Origin of the sequence: Curtobacterium sp. MCSS17_011, assembly GCF_003224275.1 — a bacterium.
Classification (GTDB): Bacteria; Actinomycetota; Actinomycetes; order Actinomycetales; family Microbacteriaceae; genus Curtobacterium.
Genome location: NZ_QKLE01000001.1, coordinates 244,416 through 264,712 on the forward strand (window position 1 = coordinate 244,416; position 20,297 = coordinate 264,712).

21 protein-coding genes are annotated in these 20,297 nt (G+C 70.7%); 4 read left to right on the forward strand and 17 right to left on the reverse strand.

The window, feature by feature from the left end; translation table 11 throughout:
• Positions 1-10: 10 nt before the first annotated feature.
• The 16 genes from DEJ17_RS01080 to ybaK form a co-directional block, all read right to left on the reverse strand.
• Complete coding sequence (locus tag DEJ17_RS01080) at positions 11-358, reverse strand: rhodanese-like domain-containing protein (protein WP_071403840.1); 348 nt, start codon at positions 356-358, stop codon at positions 11-13.
• Positions 358-1,362, reverse strand: a complete 1,005-nt coding sequence (gene secF / locus DEJ17_RS01085; protein ID WP_110891663.1) for a protein translocase subunit SecF — start codon at positions 1,360-1,362, stop codon at positions 358-360. The genes DEJ17_RS01080 and secF overlap by 1 nt, the downstream gene beginning before the upstream one ends.
• Positions 1,362-3,113 (reverse strand): protein translocase subunit SecD, encoded by a 1,752-nt coding sequence (secD, locus tag DEJ17_RS01090; protein ID WP_110891664.1) that lies wholly within the window; start codon positions 3,111-3,113, stop codon positions 1,362-1,364. Before secD ends, secF begins: the two co-directional genes overlap by 1 nt.
• A 91-nt stretch (positions 3,114-3,204) precedes the next feature.
• Complete coding sequence (gene yajC, locus DEJ17_RS01095) at positions 3,205-3,606, reverse strand: preprotein translocase subunit YajC (RefSeq protein WP_110891665.1); 402 nt, start codon at positions 3,604-3,606, stop codon at positions 3,205-3,207.
• Between the two features lie 90 nt (positions 3,607-3,696).
• On the reverse strand, positions 3,697-4,740 hold the full coding sequence (gene ruvB, locus DEJ17_RS01100; RefSeq protein WP_110891666.1) for a Holliday junction branch migration DNA helicase RuvB: 1,044 nt from the start codon (positions 4,738-4,740) through the stop codon (positions 3,697-3,699).
• Positions 4,737-5,357, reverse strand: a complete 621-nt coding sequence (gene ruvA / locus DEJ17_RS01105; protein ID WP_110891667.1) for a Holliday junction branch migration protein RuvA — start codon at positions 5,355-5,357, stop codon at positions 4,737-4,739. The genes ruvB and ruvA overlap by 4 nt, the downstream gene beginning before the upstream one ends.
• On the reverse strand, positions 5,354-6,001 hold the full coding sequence (ruvC, locus tag DEJ17_RS01110) for a crossover junction endodeoxyribonuclease RuvC (protein WP_110891668.1): 648 nt from the start codon (positions 5,999-6,001) through the stop codon (positions 5,354-5,356). The genes ruvA and ruvC overlap by 4 nt, the downstream gene beginning before the upstream one ends.
• Before the next feature lie 2 nt (positions 6,002-6,003).
• Positions 6,004-6,771 (reverse strand): YebC/PmpR family DNA-binding transcriptional regulator, encoded by a 768-nt coding sequence (locus DEJ17_RS01115; protein ID WP_017887357.1) that lies wholly within the window; start codon positions 6,769-6,771, stop codon positions 6,004-6,006.
• Positions 6,772-6,890: 119 nt separating this feature from the next.
• Positions 6,891-7,502 carry a pyridoxal 5'-phosphate synthase glutaminase subunit PdxT gene (gene pdxT / locus DEJ17_RS01120; RefSeq protein ID WP_110891669.1) on the reverse strand — a complete coding sequence of 204 codons (612 nt, stop codon included), beginning with the start codon at positions 7,500-7,502 and terminating at the stop codon, positions 6,891-6,893.
• Positions 7,492-8,412 (reverse strand): pyridoxal 5'-phosphate synthase lyase subunit PdxS, encoded by a 921-nt coding sequence (gene pdxS, locus DEJ17_RS01125; RefSeq protein WP_027465600.1) that lies wholly within the window; start codon positions 8,410-8,412, stop codon positions 7,492-7,494. Before pdxS ends, pdxT begins: the two co-directional genes overlap by 11 nt.
• Positions 8,413-8,425: 13 nt before the next feature.
• Positions 8,426-9,079, reverse strand: coding sequence for an HIT domain-containing protein (locus DEJ17_RS01130; protein ID WP_258366587.1), 654 nt, complete (start codon positions 9,077-9,079; stop codon positions 8,426-8,428).
• The gene (gene thrS / locus DEJ17_RS01135) at positions 9,079-11,100 is read right to left on the reverse strand and encodes a threonine--tRNA ligase (protein ID WP_110891670.1); all 2,022 of its coding nucleotides are present in this window, start codon (positions 11,098-11,100) and stop codon (positions 9,079-9,081) included. Before thrS ends, DEJ17_RS01130 begins: the two co-directional genes overlap by 1 nt.
• Before the next feature lie 94 nt (positions 11,101-11,194).
• Entirely contained in the window at positions 11,195-11,737 is a 543-nt protein-coding gene (locus tag DEJ17_RS01140) for an adenine phosphoribosyltransferase (RefSeq protein WP_110891671.1), read from the reverse strand.
• Between the two features lie 250 nt (positions 11,738-11,987).
• Complete coding sequence (locus tag DEJ17_RS01145) at positions 11,988-12,221, reverse strand: hypothetical protein (protein ID WP_146239575.1); 234 nt, start codon at positions 12,219-12,221, stop codon at positions 11,988-11,990.
• A gap of 614 nt (positions 12,222-12,835) precedes the next feature.
• Positions 12,836-15,442, reverse strand: coding sequence for an ATP-dependent Clp protease ATP-binding subunit (locus DEJ17_RS01150; RefSeq protein ID WP_110891673.1), 2,607 nt, complete (start codon positions 15,440-15,442; stop codon positions 12,836-12,838).
• A gap of 96 nt (positions 15,443-15,538) precedes the next feature.
• The gene (gene ybaK / locus DEJ17_RS01155) at positions 15,539-16,024 is read right to left on the reverse strand and encodes a Cys-tRNA(Pro) deacylase (protein ID WP_110860000.1); all 486 of its coding nucleotides are present in this window, start codon (positions 16,022-16,024) and stop codon (positions 15,539-15,541) included.
• A 66-nt stretch (positions 16,025-16,090) separates the two neighbouring features.
• Here ybaK and DEJ17_RS01160 point away from each other — a divergent pair, with 66 nt between their 5' ends.
• Entirely contained in the window at positions 16,091-16,384 is a 294-nt protein-coding gene (locus DEJ17_RS01160) for a DUF6412 domain-containing protein (RefSeq protein WP_110891674.1), read from the forward strand.
• Positions 16,385-16,445: 61 nt separating this feature from the next.
• Positions 16,446-17,183: a membrane protein insertase YidC gene (locus DEJ17_RS01165; RefSeq protein ID WP_110891675.1), complete on the forward strand. Its 738-nt coding sequence runs from the start codon at positions 16,446-16,448 to the stop codon at positions 17,181-17,183.
• Here the strand turns inward: DEJ17_RS01165 and DEJ17_RS01170 are convergent.
• Positions 17,180-17,395, reverse strand: a complete 216-nt coding sequence (locus DEJ17_RS01170) for a hypothetical protein (protein ID WP_027465592.1) — start codon at positions 17,393-17,395, stop codon at positions 17,180-17,182. The two genes, DEJ17_RS01165 and DEJ17_RS01170, sit on opposite strands and share 4 nt — an antisense overlap.
• Positions 17,396-17,789: 394 nt before the next feature.
• Here DEJ17_RS01170 and DEJ17_RS17475 point away from each other — a divergent pair, with 394 nt between their 5' ends.
• Together DEJ17_RS17475 and DEJ17_RS01180 are read left to right on the forward strand one after the other, a co-directional pair.
• Positions 17,790-18,395 carry a hypothetical protein gene (locus tag DEJ17_RS17475; RefSeq protein WP_146239576.1) on the forward strand — a complete coding sequence of 202 codons (606 nt, stop codon included), beginning with the start codon at positions 17,790-17,792 and terminating at the stop codon, positions 18,393-18,395.
• 242 nt (positions 18,396-18,637) lie between these two features.
• Positions 18,638-19,999 carry an MFS transporter gene (locus DEJ17_RS01180; protein WP_181420973.1) on the forward strand — a complete coding sequence of 454 codons (1,362 nt, stop codon included), beginning with the start codon at positions 18,638-18,640 and terminating at the stop codon, positions 19,997-19,999.
• The last annotated feature ends 298 nt before the right edge of the window (positions 20,000-20,297 follow it).

A 20,297-nucleotide genomic window follows, 5' to 3' on the forward strand; every position in this document is an offset into this window, starting at 1 on the left:
GCGTCCCCGGTCAGTGCCCGTGACGCGGTTCGCCCTGGGCGTCGCGCTCCACCGGCGCCCCCGCCTGCTCCCAGGCGAGCATGCCGCCGGAGAGGTTGACGGCCGGCACGCCCGACTGCTCGAGCGCCGCGACGATGCGCGACGACCGACCGCCGGAGTGGCAGACGATGATGGCCGGCTGGTCGCCGCCGTCGATCTCCTGCCAGCGGTCCACGAACTCCGACATCGGCACGAGCGTGGCCTGGGGCGCGTGGACCTCGTCCCACTCCCCCTGCTCGCGGACGTCGAACAGCCGGGCTCCGGCGTCGATGCGGCGCTGGGCCTCGGCGACGTCGATCTCCTGGATCTCGATGGGCATCAGACGTTCGCCTCTGCCGCGTCGACCTCACGCCGGCGCTTCTCGGCCGCCTGGGTCTTCTTGGCGTCCGACTCCTTGATCTTCAGTTCGTTCTCGCGCAGCTGCGCGTACATCGGCGACGCGATGAAGATCGTCGAGTAGGTGCCGACGATGATGCCGATGAACAGCGCGAGCGAGATGTCGCGCAGGGTACCGGCGCCGAGCACGTACGACCCGATGAAGAGGATCGCCGCGACCGGCAGCAGCGCCACGACCGAGGTGTTGATCGATCGGACGAGGGTCTGGTTCACCGCGAGGTTGACCGACTGCTTGAACGTCCGGATCGATTCCTGCGCGGTGTTCTCGCGCACCTTGTCGAAGACCACCACGGTGTCGTAGAGCGAGTACCCGAGGATCGTCAGGAACCCGATCACCGCCGCGGGCGTGACCTCGAGCCCGACGATGCCGTACACGCCGGCGGTGATGAGCAGGTCGTGCAGCAGCGCCGCCATCGCGGACAGCGACATCTTCCAGGTGCGGAAGTACAGCGTCATGAAGACCGCGGCGAGGGCGAGGAAGATCACGAGACCACGGATGGCCTGCGCGAGCACGTCGGCACCCCACGTCGCGCCGATGAAGGTCGCGGCGACCTGGCTCTCCGGGACGTCGTAGGCCTTCGCCAGGGCGTCCTGCACCTCGGTCGTCTGCCGGTCGGTGAGCTGCCCGGTCTGCACGCGGATGCCGTGCGTGCCGAGTTGCGAGACGCGCGGGATCGACTCCGGGACGACGTCCTCGACGGTCTCGGTGGCGAGGTTCTGGTCGAGCGTCTTGACGTCGGAGATCGTGAACTCCGAGCCGCCGGTGAACTCGATGCCGAGCTGGTACCCGCCACGGAGCCACGGGGTGACGAGCGAGATCACGATCATCGCTAGGGCGATGAGGTACCAGGTCTTCCGGCGCCCGATGATGTCGTACGACCGCTTCCCCGTGTACAGGTCGCTGCCGAACTGGCTGAAGCTGGCCATCAGTCGTCCTTCCCGTCCGGCGTCGAGCCGTTGTCGCCGGAGGCCTGCTGGGCCTTCCGCTCCGCGATCGTCTGTCGGCGCTGTGCCTCACCGGCACTGCGCTGGCGCTTGCCGTCCACGACGGGTGCGCGGAACTGTGCGCGCCCCCGGTAGACGGCACCGAGAGCTGCCGGGTCGAGACCACTGAACCGGTGCCCCTCGCCGAAGAACCGGCTGCGGGCGATGAGCTGCATCATCGGGTGGGTGAAGAGCGCGACCACCACGATGTCGATGAGGGTCGTGAGGAGCAGCGTGAACGCGAAGCCCTTCACGTCGGCGACCGCGAGCACGTAGAGCGTGACGGCGGCGAGGAAGTTCACCGCGTCGGACGCCAGGATCGTGCGGAGTGCACGGTTCCAGCCGGACTCGACCGCGCTCTCGAGGGCACGGCCGTCGCGGAGTTCGTCACGGATGCGCTCGAAGTAGACGATGAACGAGTCCGCCGTGATGCCGATCGCGACGATCAGACCCGCCACACCCGCCAACGAGAGGCGGTAGTCGACACGCCACGACATGATCGCGATCACCAGGTAGGTGAGCACCGCGGCGATCCCGAGCGACAGCACGGTGACGAACGCCAGGGCCCGGTACTGGATGACCGAGTAGATGATCACCAGGATCAGACCGATCAGACCGGCGACGAGGCCACCGATGAGCTGCGCGGTGCCGAGCGTCGCCGAGATGTTCTCGTTCGACTGCACCTGGAAGTTGATCGGCAGCGCACCGTACTTCAGCTGGTCGGCCAGGGTCTTCGACGACTCGGCCGTGAACGACCCGGTGATCTGTGCCTTGCCGTTCGTGATCGCGGAGTTCGTCGTCGGCGCGGTGATGACCGAACCGTCGAGCACGATCGCGAACTGGTTCTGCGGCTGCTGGAGCGAGACGAGACGGTTCGTGACGGTGCGGAAGTCCTTCGAGCCCTCGCCGTTGAACGTCAGGTTGACGGCCCACTGGCCCGTCGACGTGCCCTGCGAGTCCGTGGCGAGACCGGAGGTGGCGTTGCTGATGTCGGCACCGGAGACCTCGACCGGTCCGAGGATGTACTTCCCCGCGCCGTCCTGGTCACAGGTGACCAGGGGCTCGTCGTCGGGCGCCGTGGTGACGTCGTCCGGAGCCGCGCAGTTGTAGTTGGTGTACAGGTCCTGCAGCTTCGGCGTGACCCAGTTCAGGTCGCTCGCGTTGGTCGGCTTCGCGCTCGGCGTCGCGGCGAGCGAGGCCGGCGGCGAGTACGGCGTGGCCGATGCGGTGCCCTTGCCGTCGTCGCCGACGGCGGAGTTCGTCGCGGCCTCGGTGAAGAGCACCGGACGGAAGGTCAGCTTGGCCGCTGCCTCGATGCGGTCGATCGTGGCCTTGTCGGGGCGACCCGGGATCGAGACGACGATGTTGTTCGCGCCCTGGGTGTTGATCTCCGACTCGGAGACACCGGTGGCGTCGATGCGCTGGCGGATGATGTTCACCGCCTGCTGCAGCTGCTGCGAGGTGACGGAGTCGCCCTCGGTGTTCTGCGCCGCCAGGGTCAGCTGCGTGCCGCCCTGGAGGTCCAGAGCCAGCTCGGGGACCCAGCTCGCGCCCTGGTACCACTTGTCGGTGTCGTCCTTCGAAGAGCCGGCGAGGATCGACGCGGCGGTGTTCACGCCGGCGAGGATCGCCATCAGGATCACCAACCAGGTGAGCGAGCGCAGCGCCTTCTTGACGGGTGTCGATCGTGCCACCGGTCGTCTCGTCTTTCTGTTCAGGACCGTCGGCACACCGTGCGACGGCAGAGGGAGGCCGCCGGGTCAGACGACCCGGCGGCCGAGGGCGTCAGTCGTCGGACTTGCGCTTCGTGGCGTCGGTCTCGTCGACACGGTCGGTGTCGACCCGCTCGCCGTAGACCGGCTCACCGTTGAGCTCGGCCACCGGCTTCGGCTCGTCCTCGGTGGACGTGGTGGTCTCGACGTCGGACGCGTTGTCGTCGACGACGCGCGACAGGGTCTGACGGTGCACGGTGACGACGGTCCCCGGTGCGATCTCGACGTCAGCGGTGACCTTCTCCTCGTTCACGGAGAGGAGCGTGCCGTAGAGGCCGAAGGACAGCATGACCTTCGCGCCCGGGACCATCTTGTCCACGAGTTCGGCCTGCTGCTTCTTGCGCTTGCGGCTGTTGTAGAACATGAAGGCCGCGAACGCCACGACGATGACGATGAGGATGACTTCTTGACCCATGATGCGTTGCCTTCTCTGGTTGCTCGGTTTCGGGCCGTAGCAGTCTAGGGCACGCCGGTGTCCGTGGCATGTCACCCGACTGATCGGCGGTCAGACGGTGGATTCCGGGTCGTCGAAGAGCCCGGGCTGCCCGCCGTCGCCCTGCCCCGGGGTGAGGCCGAGGTGTCGCCAGGCCCGCGGTGTCGCGATGCGCCCGCGGGGGGTGCGGGTCACGAGTCCGACGCGGACGAGGAACGGTTCGACGACCGACTCGATCGTCTCGGATTCCTCGCCGACGGAGACGGCCAGGGTGTTCAGGCCGACCGGGCCCCCGTCGAACCGCGTCAGCATGGTCTCGACGACGGCACGGTCGAGGCGGTCGAGGCCGAGTTCGTCGACGTCGTACAGGTCGAGCGCACCCTGGACCGCGGCCATGCCGTCGGTGGTGCGGTGCACGAGGGCGTAGTCGCGCACCCGGCGGAGCAGGCGGTTCGCGATGCGCGGGGTGCCACGGGAGCGTCCGGCGATCTCGCGCAGGGCGGTCCGGTCGATGTCGAGTTCGAGCAGGTGGGCCGCTCGGATCAGGACCTGCTCGAGCTCGTCCTTCTCGTAGAACTCGAGGTGGGCGGTGAACCCGAAGCGGTCGCGCAGCGGGTTCGGCAGCAGGCCGGCCCGGGTGGTGGCGCCGACGAGCGTGAACGGTGCGAGGTCGAGGGGAATGCTCGTGGCACCGGCACCCTTGCCCACCATCACGTCGATGCGGAAGTCCTCCATCGCCAGGTAGAGCATCTCTTCTGCCGAGCGGGCCATGCGGTGGATCTCGTCGATGAACAGCACTTCGCCCGGCACCAGCGACGACAGCACGGCGGCAAGGTCTCCGGCGTGCTGGATCGCCGGGCCGCTCGACATGCGCAGCGGTCGCCCGGACTCGTGCGCGACGATCATCGCGAGCGTGGTCTTGCCGAGGCCGGGAGGACCCGCCATCAGGATGTGGTCGGGCGTGCGCTCCTGCATGCCCGCGGCCTTGAGGAGCAGGTCGAGCTGCCCACGGACCTTGCGCTGCCCGACGAACTCGTCGAGCGAGCGGGGACGGAGCGCGCCTTCGAACGCGAGTTCTTCCTGCGACTCGGCGCCGGCGGACGTGATGCCGCTCACCGGCCGGCTGCCGCGGGTCGGAGCGCACCGAGGGCGGCGCGGAGCAGGGCCTGGGTACCCATCGCGGCGGCACCGGGCTCGTTGGCGACGGCGTCGTCGACCGCGGTCTGTGCCGCGTCTTCGCGCCAGCCGAGGCCGATGAGCGCCGAGACGACGTCGACCGCGGCGGGGTGGACTGCGGTCCCCCGTGCGGCGGCGACCACGGCAGCCTGCTCGTAGGCCACGAGCTTGCCGGAGAGCGCGACGATGATGAGCTTGGCGGTCTTCGGGCCGATGCCGGAGACCTTGCGGAACGCGCCGTCGTCCTCGTTCGCGACGGCGTTCGCGACCTGCGCCGGGTCCATGTGGGCCAGGACGCCCATCGCGGACTTCGGACCGACACCGGAGACCCCACGGAGCAGGTCGAACACCTGCAGCGCGTCGGTCGACTCGAAGCCGAAGAGCAGGTGCTCGTCCTCGCGCACGATCATGGCGGTCCGCACGAACACCTCGGACCCGTGGCGCATCGTGAGCGCGTGTGCGGGGGTCACGGTGACGGCGTACCCGACTCCCCCGACCTCGATCACCACGGCCGAGCCGGCGATGTCGATGCAGGTGCCCCGGAGACTCGCGATCATGTTCCGAGCCTAGGGCCGCCCACCGACGACGCCGACCTGCCACGCTGCGGGCGGGCCGCGGCGGCGGCCGCGCGGGCCAGCGGCGAGTCGACGGTGCCGCCCTGGGCGTCCCGCCAGGCGCGCTGTGCGGGGGTGAGGTTCGTGGCACGCGAGCCGGCGGCGTCGGGTGATCCGAGCCTCCAGGCATGGCACACGGCCAACGCGAGCGCGTCGGCGGCGTCGGCCGGCTTCGGGGCCTCGTCGAGCCCGAGCACGCGCGCGACCATGGTCTGCACCTGACGCTTGTCGGCGTTGCCGTAGCCGGTGACGGCGGCCTTGACCTCGGACGGCGTGTGCAGCCCGACGGGCAGGCCGCGGGCGGCCGCGGCGTGCAGCGCCAGGCCGGCCGCCTGCGCGGTGCCCATCACGGTGCGGACGTTCGCCTGCGCGAACACCCGCTCGACGGCGACCGCATCGGGGTGGTGCTCGTCGATCTCGGCGGCGATGCCGTCCGCGATGCGGAGCAGCCGCTGCTCGAGCGGCATGTCCGGCGGGGTGCGCACGACCGTCACGTGGACGAGTCGTGCGCGCCGGTTCGGTGCGACCTCGACGACGCCGACGCCGCACCGGGTGAGCCCGGGGTCCACCCCGAGCACACGGAGCACGGTTACTCGCCCTCGTCCTCGTCGAGCTCGGCCTGGACGTCCGCGGGGATGTCGAAGTTCGAGTAGACGTTCTGCACGTCGTCCGAGTCCTCGAGCGCGTCGATCAGGCGGAACACCTTCCGGGCGGTCTCGGCGTCGACCGGCACCTTGAGGCCCGGGACGAACTCGGCGTCGGCGGAGTCGTAGTCGATCCCGGCGTCCTGCAGGGCCGTGCGGGCGGCGACCAGGTCGCTCGCCTCGGTGATGATCTCGAAGCCGCCGCCCTGGTCGATGACGTCCTCGACGCCGGCGTCCAGCACCGCGGTCATCACGGTGTCCTCGTCGAGGCCGTCGGTCTTCGTGACCGAGATGACGCCCTTCCGTGAGAAGTTGTAGGCGACGCTGCCCGGGTCGGCCATGGTGCCGCCGTTGCGCGACATCGCGGTCCGGACCTCGGCCGCAGCACGGTTCTTGTTGTCCGTGAGGCACTCGATGAGCATCGCGACGCCGTTGGGGCCGTAGCCCTCGTACATGATCGTCGTGTACTCGATGGTCTCGCCCGTGAGACCCGCACCGCGCTTGACGGCGCGGTCGATGTTGTCGTTGGGGACCGAGGTCTTCTTCGCCTTCTGCACGGCGTCGACCAGGGTCGGGTTGCCGGACATGTCGGCACCGCCCATCTTCGCGGCGACCTCGATGTTCTTGATCAGCTTGGCGAACGACTTGGCACGGCGCTGGTCGATGACCGCCTTCTTGTGCTTGGTCGTTGCCCACTTGGAATGCCCGGACACGGTTCTCCTTGCGTATTGCGGAAAGTCCCGCTCAGTTTAGCGGCCCTGTGGGCCCAACACCGGCCTGGAGGCGCGGCGCGGCTTCCGTCCCGCCGGTGCGGCAGGTGGGCGGTCACGCCTCAGGCGCTGCGCACCAGGTCGAGGAAGCGGCGGTGGAAGCGGTCCTCGCCGGCGACCTCGGGGTGGAACGCGCTGGCGATGACGTTGCCCTGCTGCACCGCCACGACCTGCCCGTCGGGCAGCGCGCCGAGGACGTGGACGTCGTCGCCGCGCTGCTCCACCACGGGGGCCCGGATGAACACCGCGTGCACCGGGGCCTCGCCGAGGTCGGGCATCGGGATGTCGATCTCGAACGAGTCGTTCTGCGCACCGAACGCGTTGCGGCGCACGGTGGTGTCGAGCACGTCGAGGGTCTGCTGACCGCTGATGCCGTCGGTGATCCGCGACGACAGCATGATCATGCCGGCGCAGGTGCCGTAGGTGGGCAGACCACCGCGGATGGCGTCGGCGAGGAGCTCGGCGACGCCGAACGCGCGGGACAGCTTGTCCATCACGCTCGACTCGCCCCCGGGGATCACGACACCGTCGAGGGTCTCGATCTCCTCCGGACGACGGAGCGGCACCACGTCCGCGCCGAGTTCGGTCAGCGAGGCGATGTGCTCCCGGAAGTCACCCTGCAGCGCCAGGACCCCGATGCGGGGCCGGGCGCCGCCCGTCGGACTACCAGCCACGCTCGGCGAGGCGGTGCGGTGCGGGGACGTCAGCGACGTTGATGCCGACCATCGCCTCGCCCAGACCACGGGAGACCTCGGCGATGACCCGGGGGTCGTCGTGGAAGGTCGTCGCCTTGACGATCGCTGCAGCACGGGCCGCCGGGTCGCCGGATTTGAAGATGCCGGACCCGACGAATACACCGTCGGCGCCGAGCTGCATCATCATCGCGGCGTCGGCCGGGGTGGCGACACCACCGGCGGTGAAGAGGACGACGGGGAGCTTGCCGGTGCGGGCGACTTCCTGCACGACGTCGATCGGGGCCTGGAGCTCCTTGGCGGCGACGTAGAGCTCGTCGTCACGCAGGTTGCGGAGCGCCGCGATCTCCTTGGTGATGGTGCGGATGTGCTTGGTGGCCTCGGACACGTCGCCCGTGCCGGCCTCGCCCTTGGAGCGGATCATGGCCGCACCCTCGGTGATGCGACGGAGCGCCTCGCCCAGGTTGGTGGCACCGCAGACGAAGGGAGTGGTGAACTTCCACTTGTCGATGTGGTTCACGTAGTCAGCCGGCGACAGCACCTCGGACTCGTCGATGTAGTCGACGCCGAGCTCCTGGAGCACCTGCGCCTCGACGAAGTGGCCGATGCGGGCCTTCGCCATGACGGGGATCGACACCGCGGCGATGATCTCCTCGATCATCGAGGGGTCGGACATGCGGGCGACTCCGCCCTGCGCACGGATGTCCGCGGGGACACGCTCGAGGGCCATGACGGCGGTCGCGCCGGCTTCTTCCGCGATCCGCGCCTGCTCGGCGTCGACGACGTCCATGATCACGCCGCCCTTGAGCATCTCGGCGAGGCCGCGCTTGACGCGGTCGGAGCCGGTGATCGAGGTGCCAGGGGTGCCGGAGGTGCTGGTGCTGTCGCTCATGATGCCGACCAGTCTAGTGCGCCTCGGGCCATCCATCGGCGACGAGTCGACGCGTCTCGCCGAGCAACTGCGACATCGACTTCGTCCGGGCGATGATCGGGAAGAAGTTCGCGTCGGACTGCCACCGCGGCACGATGTGCTGGTGCAGGTGTGCGGCCACCCCGGCACCGGCGACCTCCCCCTGGTTCATGCCGATGTTGAAGCCGTCGCAGTGCGACACCTCGCGCAGCACCCGCATCGCGGTCTGGGTCAGCTCGCCGATCTCGCGCAGTTCGTCCGGCGTCGCCTCGTCGTAGAGCGGGACGTGCCGGTACGGGCAGACGAGCAGGTGCCCGTTGTTGTACGGGAACAGGTTGAGCAGCACGTAGGCGTGCTCGCCCCGGGCCACGATCAGGGCGTCCTCGTCGGACATCCGCGGGGCCTCGCAGAACGGGCAGTCGTCGTCGTGCCCGCGCCCCCGGCCTTCGCGGCCGGCGTCGATGTACGCCATCCGGTGCGGGTTCCAGAGCCGCTGGAACGCGTCCGGGACGGCTGCACCGGTGGCCGCGTCGCGGATCACCAGCGGATCGGTGTCCGCGCCGTCGGAGCCCGCGGCGGCGGTGCGACCGGCCACGTCGTCGACGTGACCGGTCCCCGCGGCCTGCTCCGGGCCTCCTGGGAGGGCCATCAGACCTGCGCGCGCTCGCGGATCGCGGTGAGGATGCGGTCCACGGCCTCGTCGACGGGCACCGCGTTGTCCTGGCGGCCGTCGCGGAAGCGGAAGCTCACGGCGCCGGCGTCACGGTCGTCGCCACCGGCGATGAGCTGGAACGGCACCTTCGCCTTGGTGTGCGTGCGGATCTTCTTCTGCATGCGGTCGTCCGAGTGGTCGACCTCGGCGCGCACCCCGTGCGTGCGGAGCTTCGCGATGACCTCGTCGAGGTAGTCGCCGTACTCGGCCGCGACCGGGATGCCGACGACCTGGACGGGCGCGAGCCACGCCGGGAACGCGCCCGCGTAGTGCTCGGTGAGGACCCCGAAGAAGCGCTCGATCGAGCCGAACAGTGCTCGGTGGATCATCACCGGGCGCTGGCGCGAGCCGTCGGCCGCGGTGTAGTCGATGCCGAAGCGCTCGGGCAGGTTGAAGTCGAGCTGCACGGTCGACATCTGCCAGGTGCGGCCGATGGCGTCGCGGGCCTGGACCGAGATCTTCGGGCCGTAGAACGCGGCACCGGCGGGGTCCGGCACCAGCTCGAGGCCGGATTCCTCGGCGACCTCGCGCAGGGTGTTCGTCGCGACGTCCCAGACCTCGTCGTCACCGACGTACTTCTCCGGGTCCTTCGTCGACAGCTCGAGGTAGAAGTCGTCGAGGCCGTAGTCGCGCAGGAGCGAGAGCACGAACTCGAGGGTCGTGGTCAGCTCCTCCTTCATCTTGTCCTGCGTGGTGAAGATGTGCGCGTCGTCCTGGGTCATGCCGCGCACGCGGGTCAGCCCGTGGATCACGCCGGACTTCTCGTTGCGGTACACCGTGCCGAACTCGAACATCCGGAGCGGCAGGTCACGGTAGGAGCGGGGCTGCGACCGGTACGCCAGGATGTGCATCGGGCAGTTCATCGGCTTGAGGTAGTAGTCGGCGCCCTGCCGCGTGACGTTGCCGTCCTCGTCCTTCGCCTCGTCCATGTGCATGGCCGGGAACATGCCGTCCTTGTACCAGCCGAGGTGCCCGGAGGTCTCGAACAGGTCGCCCTTGGTGATGTGGGGCGTGTAGACGAACGAGTAGCCGTTCTCCTCGTGCCGACGGCGCGAGTAGTCCTCCATCTCGCGGCGGATGATGCCGCCCTTCGGGTGGAAGATCGCCAGGCCGGAACCGATCTCGTCGGGGAACGAGAACAGGTCGAGTTCGGCGCCGAGCTTGCGGTGGTCGCGCTTGGCGGCTTCCTCGAGGCGCACGAGGTACGCCTTGAGCTGGTCCTTGTCGGGCCAGGCGGTGCCGTAGATGCGCTGCAGCTGCGGGTTCTTCTCGGAGCCGCGCCAGTACGCAGCGGCGACGCGCATGAGCTTGGCGGCGTTGCCGATCCAGCGGGTGTGCGGGACGTGCGGGCCGCGGCAGAGGTCCTGCCAGAGCACCTCGCCCGACTTCGGGTCGACGTTCTCGTACACGGTCAGCTCGCCGGCGCCGACCTCGACGCTCTCGCCGGAGTCGCCGTCGGACGCCGCACCCTTCAGGCCGATGAGCTCCTGCTTGTAGGGCTCCCCCGCCATCAGCTCGCGTGCCTGCTCGTCGGTGACGACCACGCGACGGAAACGCTGGGCCTGCTTGACGATGCGGTCCATGCCCTTCTCGATCGCCTTGAGGTCTTCGGGGGTGAACGGCTCGTCGACGTCGAAGTCGTAGTAGAAGCCGTCGGTGACGGGCGGCCCGATGCCGAGCTTGGCGTCCGGGTTGATCTGCTGCACGGCCTGTGCCAGCACGTGGGCGGCCGAGTGCCGGAGGATGTCGAGCCCGTCCTGCTCCTGCAGGGTGACGGCCTCGGCGGTCTCGCCGGCCTGCACGTCCGCCGCGAGGTCCTTCAGGACACCGTCGACGCGGATCGCGACGACGCCGCGCTCACCGTCGAAGAGCTCGGTGCCGGTCGTGGTCGTCGTCGCGGTCCGGGGCTCGGGTGCCTGGGGAAGCTCGGCGGGCGCGGGTGCGACTGACTCGGTCACGATGATGGGACTCCTCGATCGAAATGGTGCGTCAAGACTAGTGCGAGACGTGCTCGCGTGCGGACGCCCGCGGGGAGCGCGCTGCTGCCCGCGCTCAGGCCGGGACGGCGCCGAGCGTGGCGACGGGCAGCCGCGGCTCGAGCCGCTCGCGCCCGTTCAGGCCGTCGAGCTCGAGCAGGGCGGCGAAGCCGATCGCCTGGTACCCGGCCCGTTCGAGCAGCGTGATGGTGGCGGCACCGGTCCCCCCGGTGGCCAAGACGTCGTCGACGACGAGCACCCGTGTACCGGCGGGCAGCTGACCGGGGCGGAGCTCGAGCTCGGCCTCGCCGTACTCGAGCGCGTACTGCTCGCTGAGCACCTCGCCGGGGAGCTTGCCCGCCTTGCGCACGGTGAGCACGCCGACCTGGTGCTGGGCGGCGATGCCCCCGGCCAGCGCGAAGCCGCGGGCCTCGATGCCGGCGACGGCGTCGAACCCGCCCCCGACGGCGAACGGCGCGGCGAGTGCTTCGCACACACGACCGAACGCGACGGCGTCGGAGAACACCGGCGTCACGTCACGGAACAGCACCCCCGGCTTCGGGAAGTCCGGCACGAGGGCGGTGAGGCGTTCGACGAGTGCAGCTGCGGTTTCGGTCACCGGACAACGGTACGGGAGGCCCGGGGTGCGTCCGACACGTCGGAGCACGGTGCGAGGGTGGTCGCCTCGTGCGGGGCCGACCGTTCGCTGCACGGTGCGGGTTCCGTCGGACGGTTCGCCGAAGGTGGCTCGGTGCGAGGTCGTTTCCTCGCACCGAGCCGTTCAGGCCGCACGGGCTCCGGAATGACGCACGGTGCGTGCGCGACGCCGACGGCTGCGCCGCCGACGCGCAGCGCCGGAGCACCGCGGGTCAGCGCCACATCCGCATGGCGGCGCCCTGGGTGATCCAGTCGGCCTCGCGCTGCTGGCGTTCGCGCTCGAGGCGCGCCAGCGTGGCGAGGTCGACCTCGGGCCGCACCTTGCGGGTGCGTCGGCTCCAGATGATGAGCGACATCCCGACTCGGAGAGCGATGCGGTCGGCGAGTGAGACCCGGCGGCGCACCCCGCGGGTATCGGGTGGACGGGTGGTTGTCTTCGTGGACACGGTGTTCCCCTTCAGGGCACGGCAGAGCTGCCCGGATGTCGGGCATGACGAATCCGCCCGGGTTGCGGGCAGCAGGAATTGAATGCGTGAGAATGCACTCCGGGATGGTCCGGAAATGTTCGGACAACGATCGCGGAATGCTCGTCGACCCCGGGAGCGTCGCACTGTCCACCGACATTCTTCCGGCGTCGTCCGCGCAGATCGGACGGCACGCATCAACGCGCCGTCGAGCCGTTCAGCAGACGAACGAACCGGTGCTGCGCGAGCCTGATCGGCTCAGCGCACGGTGCCCGGAGGCACAGGTGTCAGGAGAGTGGGACGCCCCGGGTCAGCGGACGCGGAACGGGGTACCGACGCGTCCACGGATTCCACGGAACGGAGTGGTCGTTGTGATCATCATGGTCGGCCCCCTTTCGGTCTCGAGCTGGCGGAGTCGTCCGGGTCGAATGTTCGACCGTTCGCGACGAGTGAACACTATCGGCACCGCAATTCGGAGCGCAACCCCTTTTCCGGAAAACGTCCGGAATTGCATTCCCGAACACCGTGGCGGTCCGTGCACGCCGAAGGCCCGGTACCCAATCGGTACCGGGCCTTCGTGTGCGCGTGCGACCGGACTAGACCGCCGCGTGCTCCGCGACGCTCGCCGTCAGGGAGTCGCCCTCGACGTCGATCCGCACGGTGTCACCCGCGGTGACCCCGCCCTCGACCACGAGGGTCGCGATGCGGTCGTCGACCTCGCGCTGGATGAGCCGACGGAGCGGGCGGGCGCCGTACTCCGGCTCGTACCCGTGCTCGGCGAGCCAGTCGACCGCCGCGTCGGACACCGACAGGAGCATGTCCTGTGCGACCAGCCGGAGCGCCGTGTCCTGCAGCAGCAGGGACACGATCGACGCGATCTGCGACCGGTCGAGCTTGCGGAACAGCACGATCTCGTCGATGCGGTTGATGAACTCGGGACGCATCGCCTCGCGCAGCTTGCCCATCACGCGGGCTCGCAGGTCGTCCTCGGCGTATCCGTCCGTCGCACCGACCGGGGAGAACCCGAGTGCTCCCGAGCGGGAGGCCAGGAACTCCGAGCCGATGTTCGACGTCATGATGACGACGGTGTTCCGGAAGTCGACCGTCCGCCCCTGCCCGTCGGTGAGCCGGCCGTCGTCGAGGACCTGCAGCAGCAGGTTGAAGACGTCCGGGTGGGCCTTCTCGACCTCGTCGAGCAGGATCACCGAGTACGGGTTGCGGCGGACACGCTCCGTGAGCTGGCCGGCCTCGTCGTAGCCGACGTACCCGGGAGGGGCACCGACCAGACGGGAGACGGTGTGGCGTTCGCCGAACTCGCTCATGTCGAAGCGGAGCATGGCGGACTCGTCACCGAACAGCGACGACGCCAGGGCCTTCGCGAGTTCGGTCTTGCCGACGCCCGTCGGGCCGAGGAACAGGAAGCTGCCGACCGGACGGCGCGGGTCACCCATGCCGGTCCGGCTGCGCCGCACCGCCTTCGCGATCGCCCGCACGGCGTCGTCCTGGCCGACGACGCGGTCGTGCAGCTCGGACTCGAGTGCGGCGAGCCGCGTCTTGTCGGCCGAGCCGAGGCGGGTCACCGGGATCCCGGTGGCACGTGAGACCACGGCGGCGATGTCACCTTCCGTGATCGACGTGTCCCCGGACTCCGGACGGGAGGCGTGGCTCGCGTCCGCCGACGAGGCGGCAGTGATCCGGGCCTCCAGTCCGACGATCTCGTCACGCAGGTCGGACGCTTCCTCGTAGTGCTCCTCGGCGACCGCGCGGTCCTTGCGGGCCGTCAGGTCGGCGACCTGCGCACGCAGTGCCTCGACGTCGACGTCGCCCGAGAGGGCGAGGCGGCGGCGTGCACCGGCCTGGTCGATGAGGTCGATGGCCTTGTCCGGCAGGTGCCGGTCGGTCACGTAGCGGTGCGAGAGTTCGACCGCCGCGCGGAGTGCCTCGGGCGTGTAGACGACGCCGTGGTGCTCCTCGTAGCGCGGGGCGAGGCCGGTCAGGATCGCGACGGCGTCCTCGACGTTCGGCTCCCCCACCGTGACGGGCTGGAACCGGCGCTCGAGCGCGGCGTCCTTCTCGATCCGGCGGTACTCGTTGAGCGTGGTCGCGCCGACCAGGTGCAGGTCGCCACGGGCGAGCCGGGGCTTGAGGATGTTGCCGGCGTCCATCGAGCCGCCCTCGCCGCCGCCACCGGCGCCGACGACGGTGTGGAGCTCGTCGACGAAGACGATGAGCTCGTCGGCGTGCGCCGCGATCTCGTCCATCGCCTTGGTGAGGCGCTCCTCGAAGTCGCCGCGGTAGCGGGTGCCGGAGAGCATGCCGGGCAGGTCGAGCGCGACGACCCGCTTGCCCTGCAGCAGGGCGGGGACGTCACCGTCGACGATGCGCTGGGCGAGGCCCTCGACGATCGCGGTCTTGCCGACGCCGGGCTCACCGATCAGCACCGGGTTGTTCTTGGTGCGACGGAGCAGGATCTCGACGGTCTGCTCGATCTCGTCGGCGCGGCCGATCACCGGGTCGACGTGCCCGTCACGGGCGCGCTGGGTGAGGTCGGTGCCGAACTGGTCGAGCGTCGGGGTGTCGCTGTCGGTGGCCTGATCGGCGCCGACGGCGTCGGTTGTTCCGGGCATGGGGCGCCCCTCTCGTGCTGCTGCCGCGGCCTGCTGGGCGTAGTCCTGCATGACCTGCGGGGTGATCCCGGCGCTGGCGAGCAGCTGACCGGTCACGGTCTCCTGGTCCATCACGAGCGCGAAGAAGACGTGCTCGGGGTCGGTGTAGGTGCTGCCGAAGCCCCGCGCGGCCTGCGTCGCCTCGACGAGGATGCGCTGGGCGGTGCCGGTCAGTGCCGGGCGGCCGGTCTGCTCGGCCAGCGGCTCGTGCGCCATCGGCAGGCGCTGCTCGATCTCCTCGGCGAGTCGCTGGGGGTCGACCCCGGCGGAACGCACGACGGCGTCGAACGGTTCGGTGCGGACGAGCACGTGCAGGATGTGCAGTGCGTCGATCTCGCGCTGCCCCTGCGCGACCGCGTACTCGGCGGTGTGCTGGAGCAGCTCGTGGGTCCGGCGGCTGAGCAGCCGGGTGATGTCGACCGGTCGACCGAACGCGCGGACGCGCTGCTGGTCACCGGTGCGCTGTGCCGCGAGCAGGCGGGCGAGGAACTCGTCGAACGAGTCGTTGCTACCGGTCGGGCCGAACGTCTCTGGCAAAGGGACCTCCTGGGGAACTTGAGTGCCTTCGACTCAATGCAACGCAGGAGGGCCCGGGTCATTCCCGGGTCCGGAAGAAACTTGCGGCGACTCGACTCAGGTCCGCGCGATGGCTGCGGAGACCGCCTCGGTGATCCGCGCGAGGTCCGTCGGCGCCACCTCGATATCGAATCCGCGACGTCCGCCGGACACGAAGATGCTCGCGTACGACAGCGCCGACTCGTCGAGCACGGTGCGGAGCCGGGTCTTCTGGCCGACCGGGCTGATGCCGCCGACGACGTAGCCCGTGCGCTTCTCGGCGAGGGCCGGATCGGCCAGCGTCGCCTTCTTGCCCCCGACCGCGGCGGCGATCGCCTTGAGGTCGAGCCGGTTCGCCACCGGCACGATCGCGACGGCGAGGGTGCCGTCGACGGACACGACCAGGGTCTTGAAGACCTGCTCCTCGCGCAGCCCGAGGGCGGCGGCCGCCTCTTCTCCGAAGTTGGTGGCGCTCTCGTGGTGCTCGTACACGTGCGGCGTGTACGGGACCCCGGCCGTCTCGAGCGCGACGGTCGCTGGGGTGCTCGGCGAACCTGCGGTCATGCCGTGATCCTCCCCCGCCGCACCTTCCGGTCCTCGACGGCACGCGGGCGTTACGCTGAACGGACCATGACCGCCGTCCTGCTGCTGCTCCGCGCCACCGCCGCGCTGGTGCTCGGCGACCCGGCCGCCGGGGTGCTGCCCCTGCTGGCGGTGGCGGCACTCGGGCTGACCGCGGTCGCCGTGACCGTCGTCGTCGCCCGGCTGCTCGTCGCGGTGCTGGCAGCCGTCCTCGGGGTCGGATCGGCATCCGTGTCGGAGCGGTCGGCGGTGCCGGACCTGGTCACCCGGATCGGGTGGAGCCACCCCGACGCCGACGGGCACGTCCGCTCACGGGCACCGGGGATCGCGACCCCGGCCTGACCACCGACCGGTGGCCGGGCCGCTCGCGCACCCCGCTGACCCACCACCGATCGGAACCGTCATGGACCTGTCCACCCTGCCCCTCGTCGGCCCGCTGCTGCACGGCGGCGCGGACCTCGTCGCCGCCCTCACCGCGGCGCTCTCCCCCGTCGCCGGCTCGTTCGCCGCGGCGATCGCCGTCGTGCTCCTCACCCTGGCCGTCCGCCTCGTGCTGGTCCCGCTGTCCGTCCTGCAGGTGCGGGCCGAACGGGACCGCCGACGCCTCGCACCACAGCTCGCGGCGCTGCGGAAGCGCCACGGCCGCGACAGCCAGCGCCTGCAGCGAGCGGTGCAGCAGCTGTACACCGACGAGAAGGTCTCGCCGCTGGCCGGCTGCCTGCCCGTCCTGGCGCAGGCACCCGTGGTGTCGCTCGTCTACGCCCTGTTCACGCACGCCTCGATCGACGGCACCGCGAACGCCCTGCTGGAGGCGACGCTCGTCGGGGTCCCGCTCGGCCACTCCCTGATCGTCACGCTCACGTCGCCGCTGTGGGTGCACGCCTGGGTGGTGCTGGTCCTGCTGGCGGTGCTCGCGGTCGTCGTCGAGCTCAGCCGCCGGTCGAACGCACACTGGAACCCGGTGCCGGCGCCGGAACCGGACGTGCCCGGGGCCGCCGCGACCGCCGCCGTCGGGCGGTACGTGCCGTTCATCACGGTCGTGTTCGCGGCGATCGCACCGCTCGCCGCCGCGCTGTACGTCGTGACGAGTGCGGCCTGGACCTTCGGCGAACGGGCCGTGCTGCGCCGGGTGGTCCGCTAGCCGCCCTGGCCCTCCTGCTGCGGCCCCTGGTCGACCGGGTCGTACTCGGTGCCACGGCCCTGCTCCTCGTCGGCGGTCGGCACGTGGCGTTCCGTGCCGGCACCGCCGGGGCTGGTCGCGACGTAGTCGGCCTCGCCGGACTGGGTGTCGTGGCTCAGCGGCTCGAGGGTCTCGGCGTCGGCGTCGTGCTGCGGCATGGGGTCGGTGCTCATGCACCACGACTACTCCCTCGTTCTGGGTGCGCGCGCACGGCTGAGCGGTGCCACGATGGACCTGACCGGCAGAGCGGGAGTGCGCATGGCCCACGACGACGTGGCAGCAGAACGGGCACGGCTCGAGGCCGTCGCCTGGGGAGCAGGATCGAGCCCGGCGGACGCGGCGCGCGCCCGCATCGTCCTGCAGGACCTGGAACGCGGACGGCGACCCCGCGCGCGTGCGGTCGCGACGGCGCGGGATCCACTGCCGGGAGGGCCGGATCCGGCCCGCACGTCCGTCCCGTCTGCGACACGGTCGGTTCCAGGGCCCGCGTCCGTGTCCGTGCAGGTGCCCGCGGCCGGTTCCGTGTCCGAGCCCGCCAGCGGGGCTGCCGTGCCTGCTGGAGCCGACGTGTCGGAGGCGACCGGCGGCGGTGGGGACGACCACGTCGACGACGCGAGGGGCGACGGCGGGGACGAGCCGGGCCTCCAGGCCGCGGCGACCGGACGGACCCGGTGGCGGCGGTGGTTGTGGACGGAGCGACCACGCGCCTGGATCGCGGGCGGCGCGGCTGCGGCGGTGGGCGTCGCGTTCGCCGCCGGGACGCTCGTCGGGACCGCGCGCCCGGACGTCGCCGCGGCGCCGAGTGTCACGCCGACGGCGGGCACGGTGACGCTCGAGCAGCTGCTCGACGTCCCGCAGACGTACGCCGACCAGCTGCCGGGGCCGGTCGCTGCGCCGGTGAGCCTGCACACGACGCGACTGGTCTTCACGAACCGGGCTCTCGACGGCGGGACCGCCGAGACACCCTGGAACGTCTGGGCCGGCATCGGGACCGACCGGTCGACGATCTGCCTGGTGGCAACGGCCGACCGCATCGAGTCGTCGACGGCGTGCTTCCCGCGGCAGGCTGCCCTGCACGGATCGGTGTCGATGTCGGCGCAGTCCAGGAGCGGCACGTTGACCATCGAGCTGCGCGGCGGCGGAGTCCAGGGTCGGGTGACGAACGCGTACTGAGCGGCGGTGCCGTCCCTGTGACCGGAGCTGAGTGTTTCATTGGAGCGCTCCGATGTATTTGCTGGATGCCCTCGCGAGCGCCGTTCCATCGTGCAACACTGGAGGAGCGCACTCGCTGTGGAGTCGTACCCACATCATCCACATCCGCCAGCGAGCGCGCCCCGCAGACCCTCCCGGTCACCGCCGTCAGAACCGTCGGCATCGTCGCGCGCTCCACCGTGCCTCGCAAGGAGGTCAGCAGCGTGTCCACCAACACCACCACCTCGGCCGTGTCCCCCCACACGCGGCCGATCACCGTCACCACCCAGTCGATCGTCGGCATCGCCGTGCTCGGACTGGCCACGTTCTTCGCCATCACCACCGAGCTCATGCCCGTCGGGCTGCTCGGCACGATGAGCGCCGACCTCGGGGTCACCGAGGCCACCATGGGCATCGTCATCACCGTGTACGCCGCGGCCGTCGCGATCCTCGCGCTGCCGCTCACCGCGTTCACCGCGAAGCTGCCCCGCAAGACCGTGCTCGTCGCCACGCTCGTCGGCTACACCGTGTCGAACCTGATGGTGGCGCTCGCACCGTCCTTCGCCGTCGTCTGCGCCGGACGCGTCGTCGGGGGCATCGCGCACGCACTGTTCTTCTCGGTCGCCTCGGCGTACGCCACCCGGATCGTGCCGCCGCGGCTGGCCGGGCGGGCGATCGCGTTCGTGTACTCGGGCAGTTCGCTCGGGTTCGTGCTCGGCGTGCCCGTCGCGACCTGGGTGGCACAGCACATCGGCTGGCGCCAGGCCGTGTTCTCCGTCGGGGTCGCCGCAGCGGCCCTCGCGGTCGTCGCCCTGCTGTTCCTGCCCGCCGTCCGTGGGGCCTCGTCGCCGCACATCGGGTCACCGAAGGCCTGGGCGCGCACCGGACTGCTGTCCGTCGTGATCGCCGACATGCTCCTGTTCGGCGGGCACTACGTCGTATACACCTACATCGGGCCGTACGCGATCGACGCGGGGCTCGACGCCGGCATGGTGAGCGGGGCGCTGCTCGTGCTCGGTGGCACCGGTGTCGTCGGGCTCTGGCTCGCCGGCATGTTCGTCGACCGTGCGCCCCGGCAGACGCTGATCGCCTCGGTCGCCGTGATGGTCGTGGCCTTCGCGACGATGCCGTTCGTGCACGGCTCGCTGATCGGGACGATGGTCGTCGCGGGCGTCTGGATGGCCGCGAACGGAACCACCGGCACGCTCTTCATGGCCGCGGCGATCCGTGCCGGAGGCGTCTCCCCCGACATCGCCGGCGCGCTGGTCAACGGTGCGTCGAACATCGGCATCGCCGGTGGTGCGGCGTTCGGCGGGCAGGCGCTCGGGATCGTCGGACTGCAGTACCTGCCGTTCGCCGGCGGCGCGGTGCTGGTCGGGGCGCTCGGGGTCGTCGTGCTGGCGCGCCGGGGGTTCCCGGTGCACTCGCACGCGCAGGAGCACCTGTCGACCTCGTCCATCGAGGCCATCACGTCCTCGCTCGCGGTCGTCACCACGTCGGTGCCGGTCGTCGGACGGGCGATCCAGACGGTCACGGGGTCGATCGGCGTGGTCACGGGTTCGGTGCAGCGGCCGCGGACGCGCTGAGGGCCGGCGCGGGCTGGCGGGGGTCGGGCGAGCGGGGCCGCCGAGTGGTCACGACATGCCGTTGGCGGTGCGTCGGAGGTGCACGAACTGTCGGCTGCGGGGTCGGCGGGCGACGGTTCGTGACCCCTCGGCGGACTCGGGCGGCGTGTTGTGCGACCGCGGCGGACGGGGGCGAGCGGTTGCCGGGTGGTCACGACATGCCGTTGGCGGGGCGTCGGAGGTGCACGAACTGTCGGCTGCGGGGTCGGCGGGCGACGGTTCGTGACCCCTCGGCGAACCCGGGCGGCGTGTTGTGCGA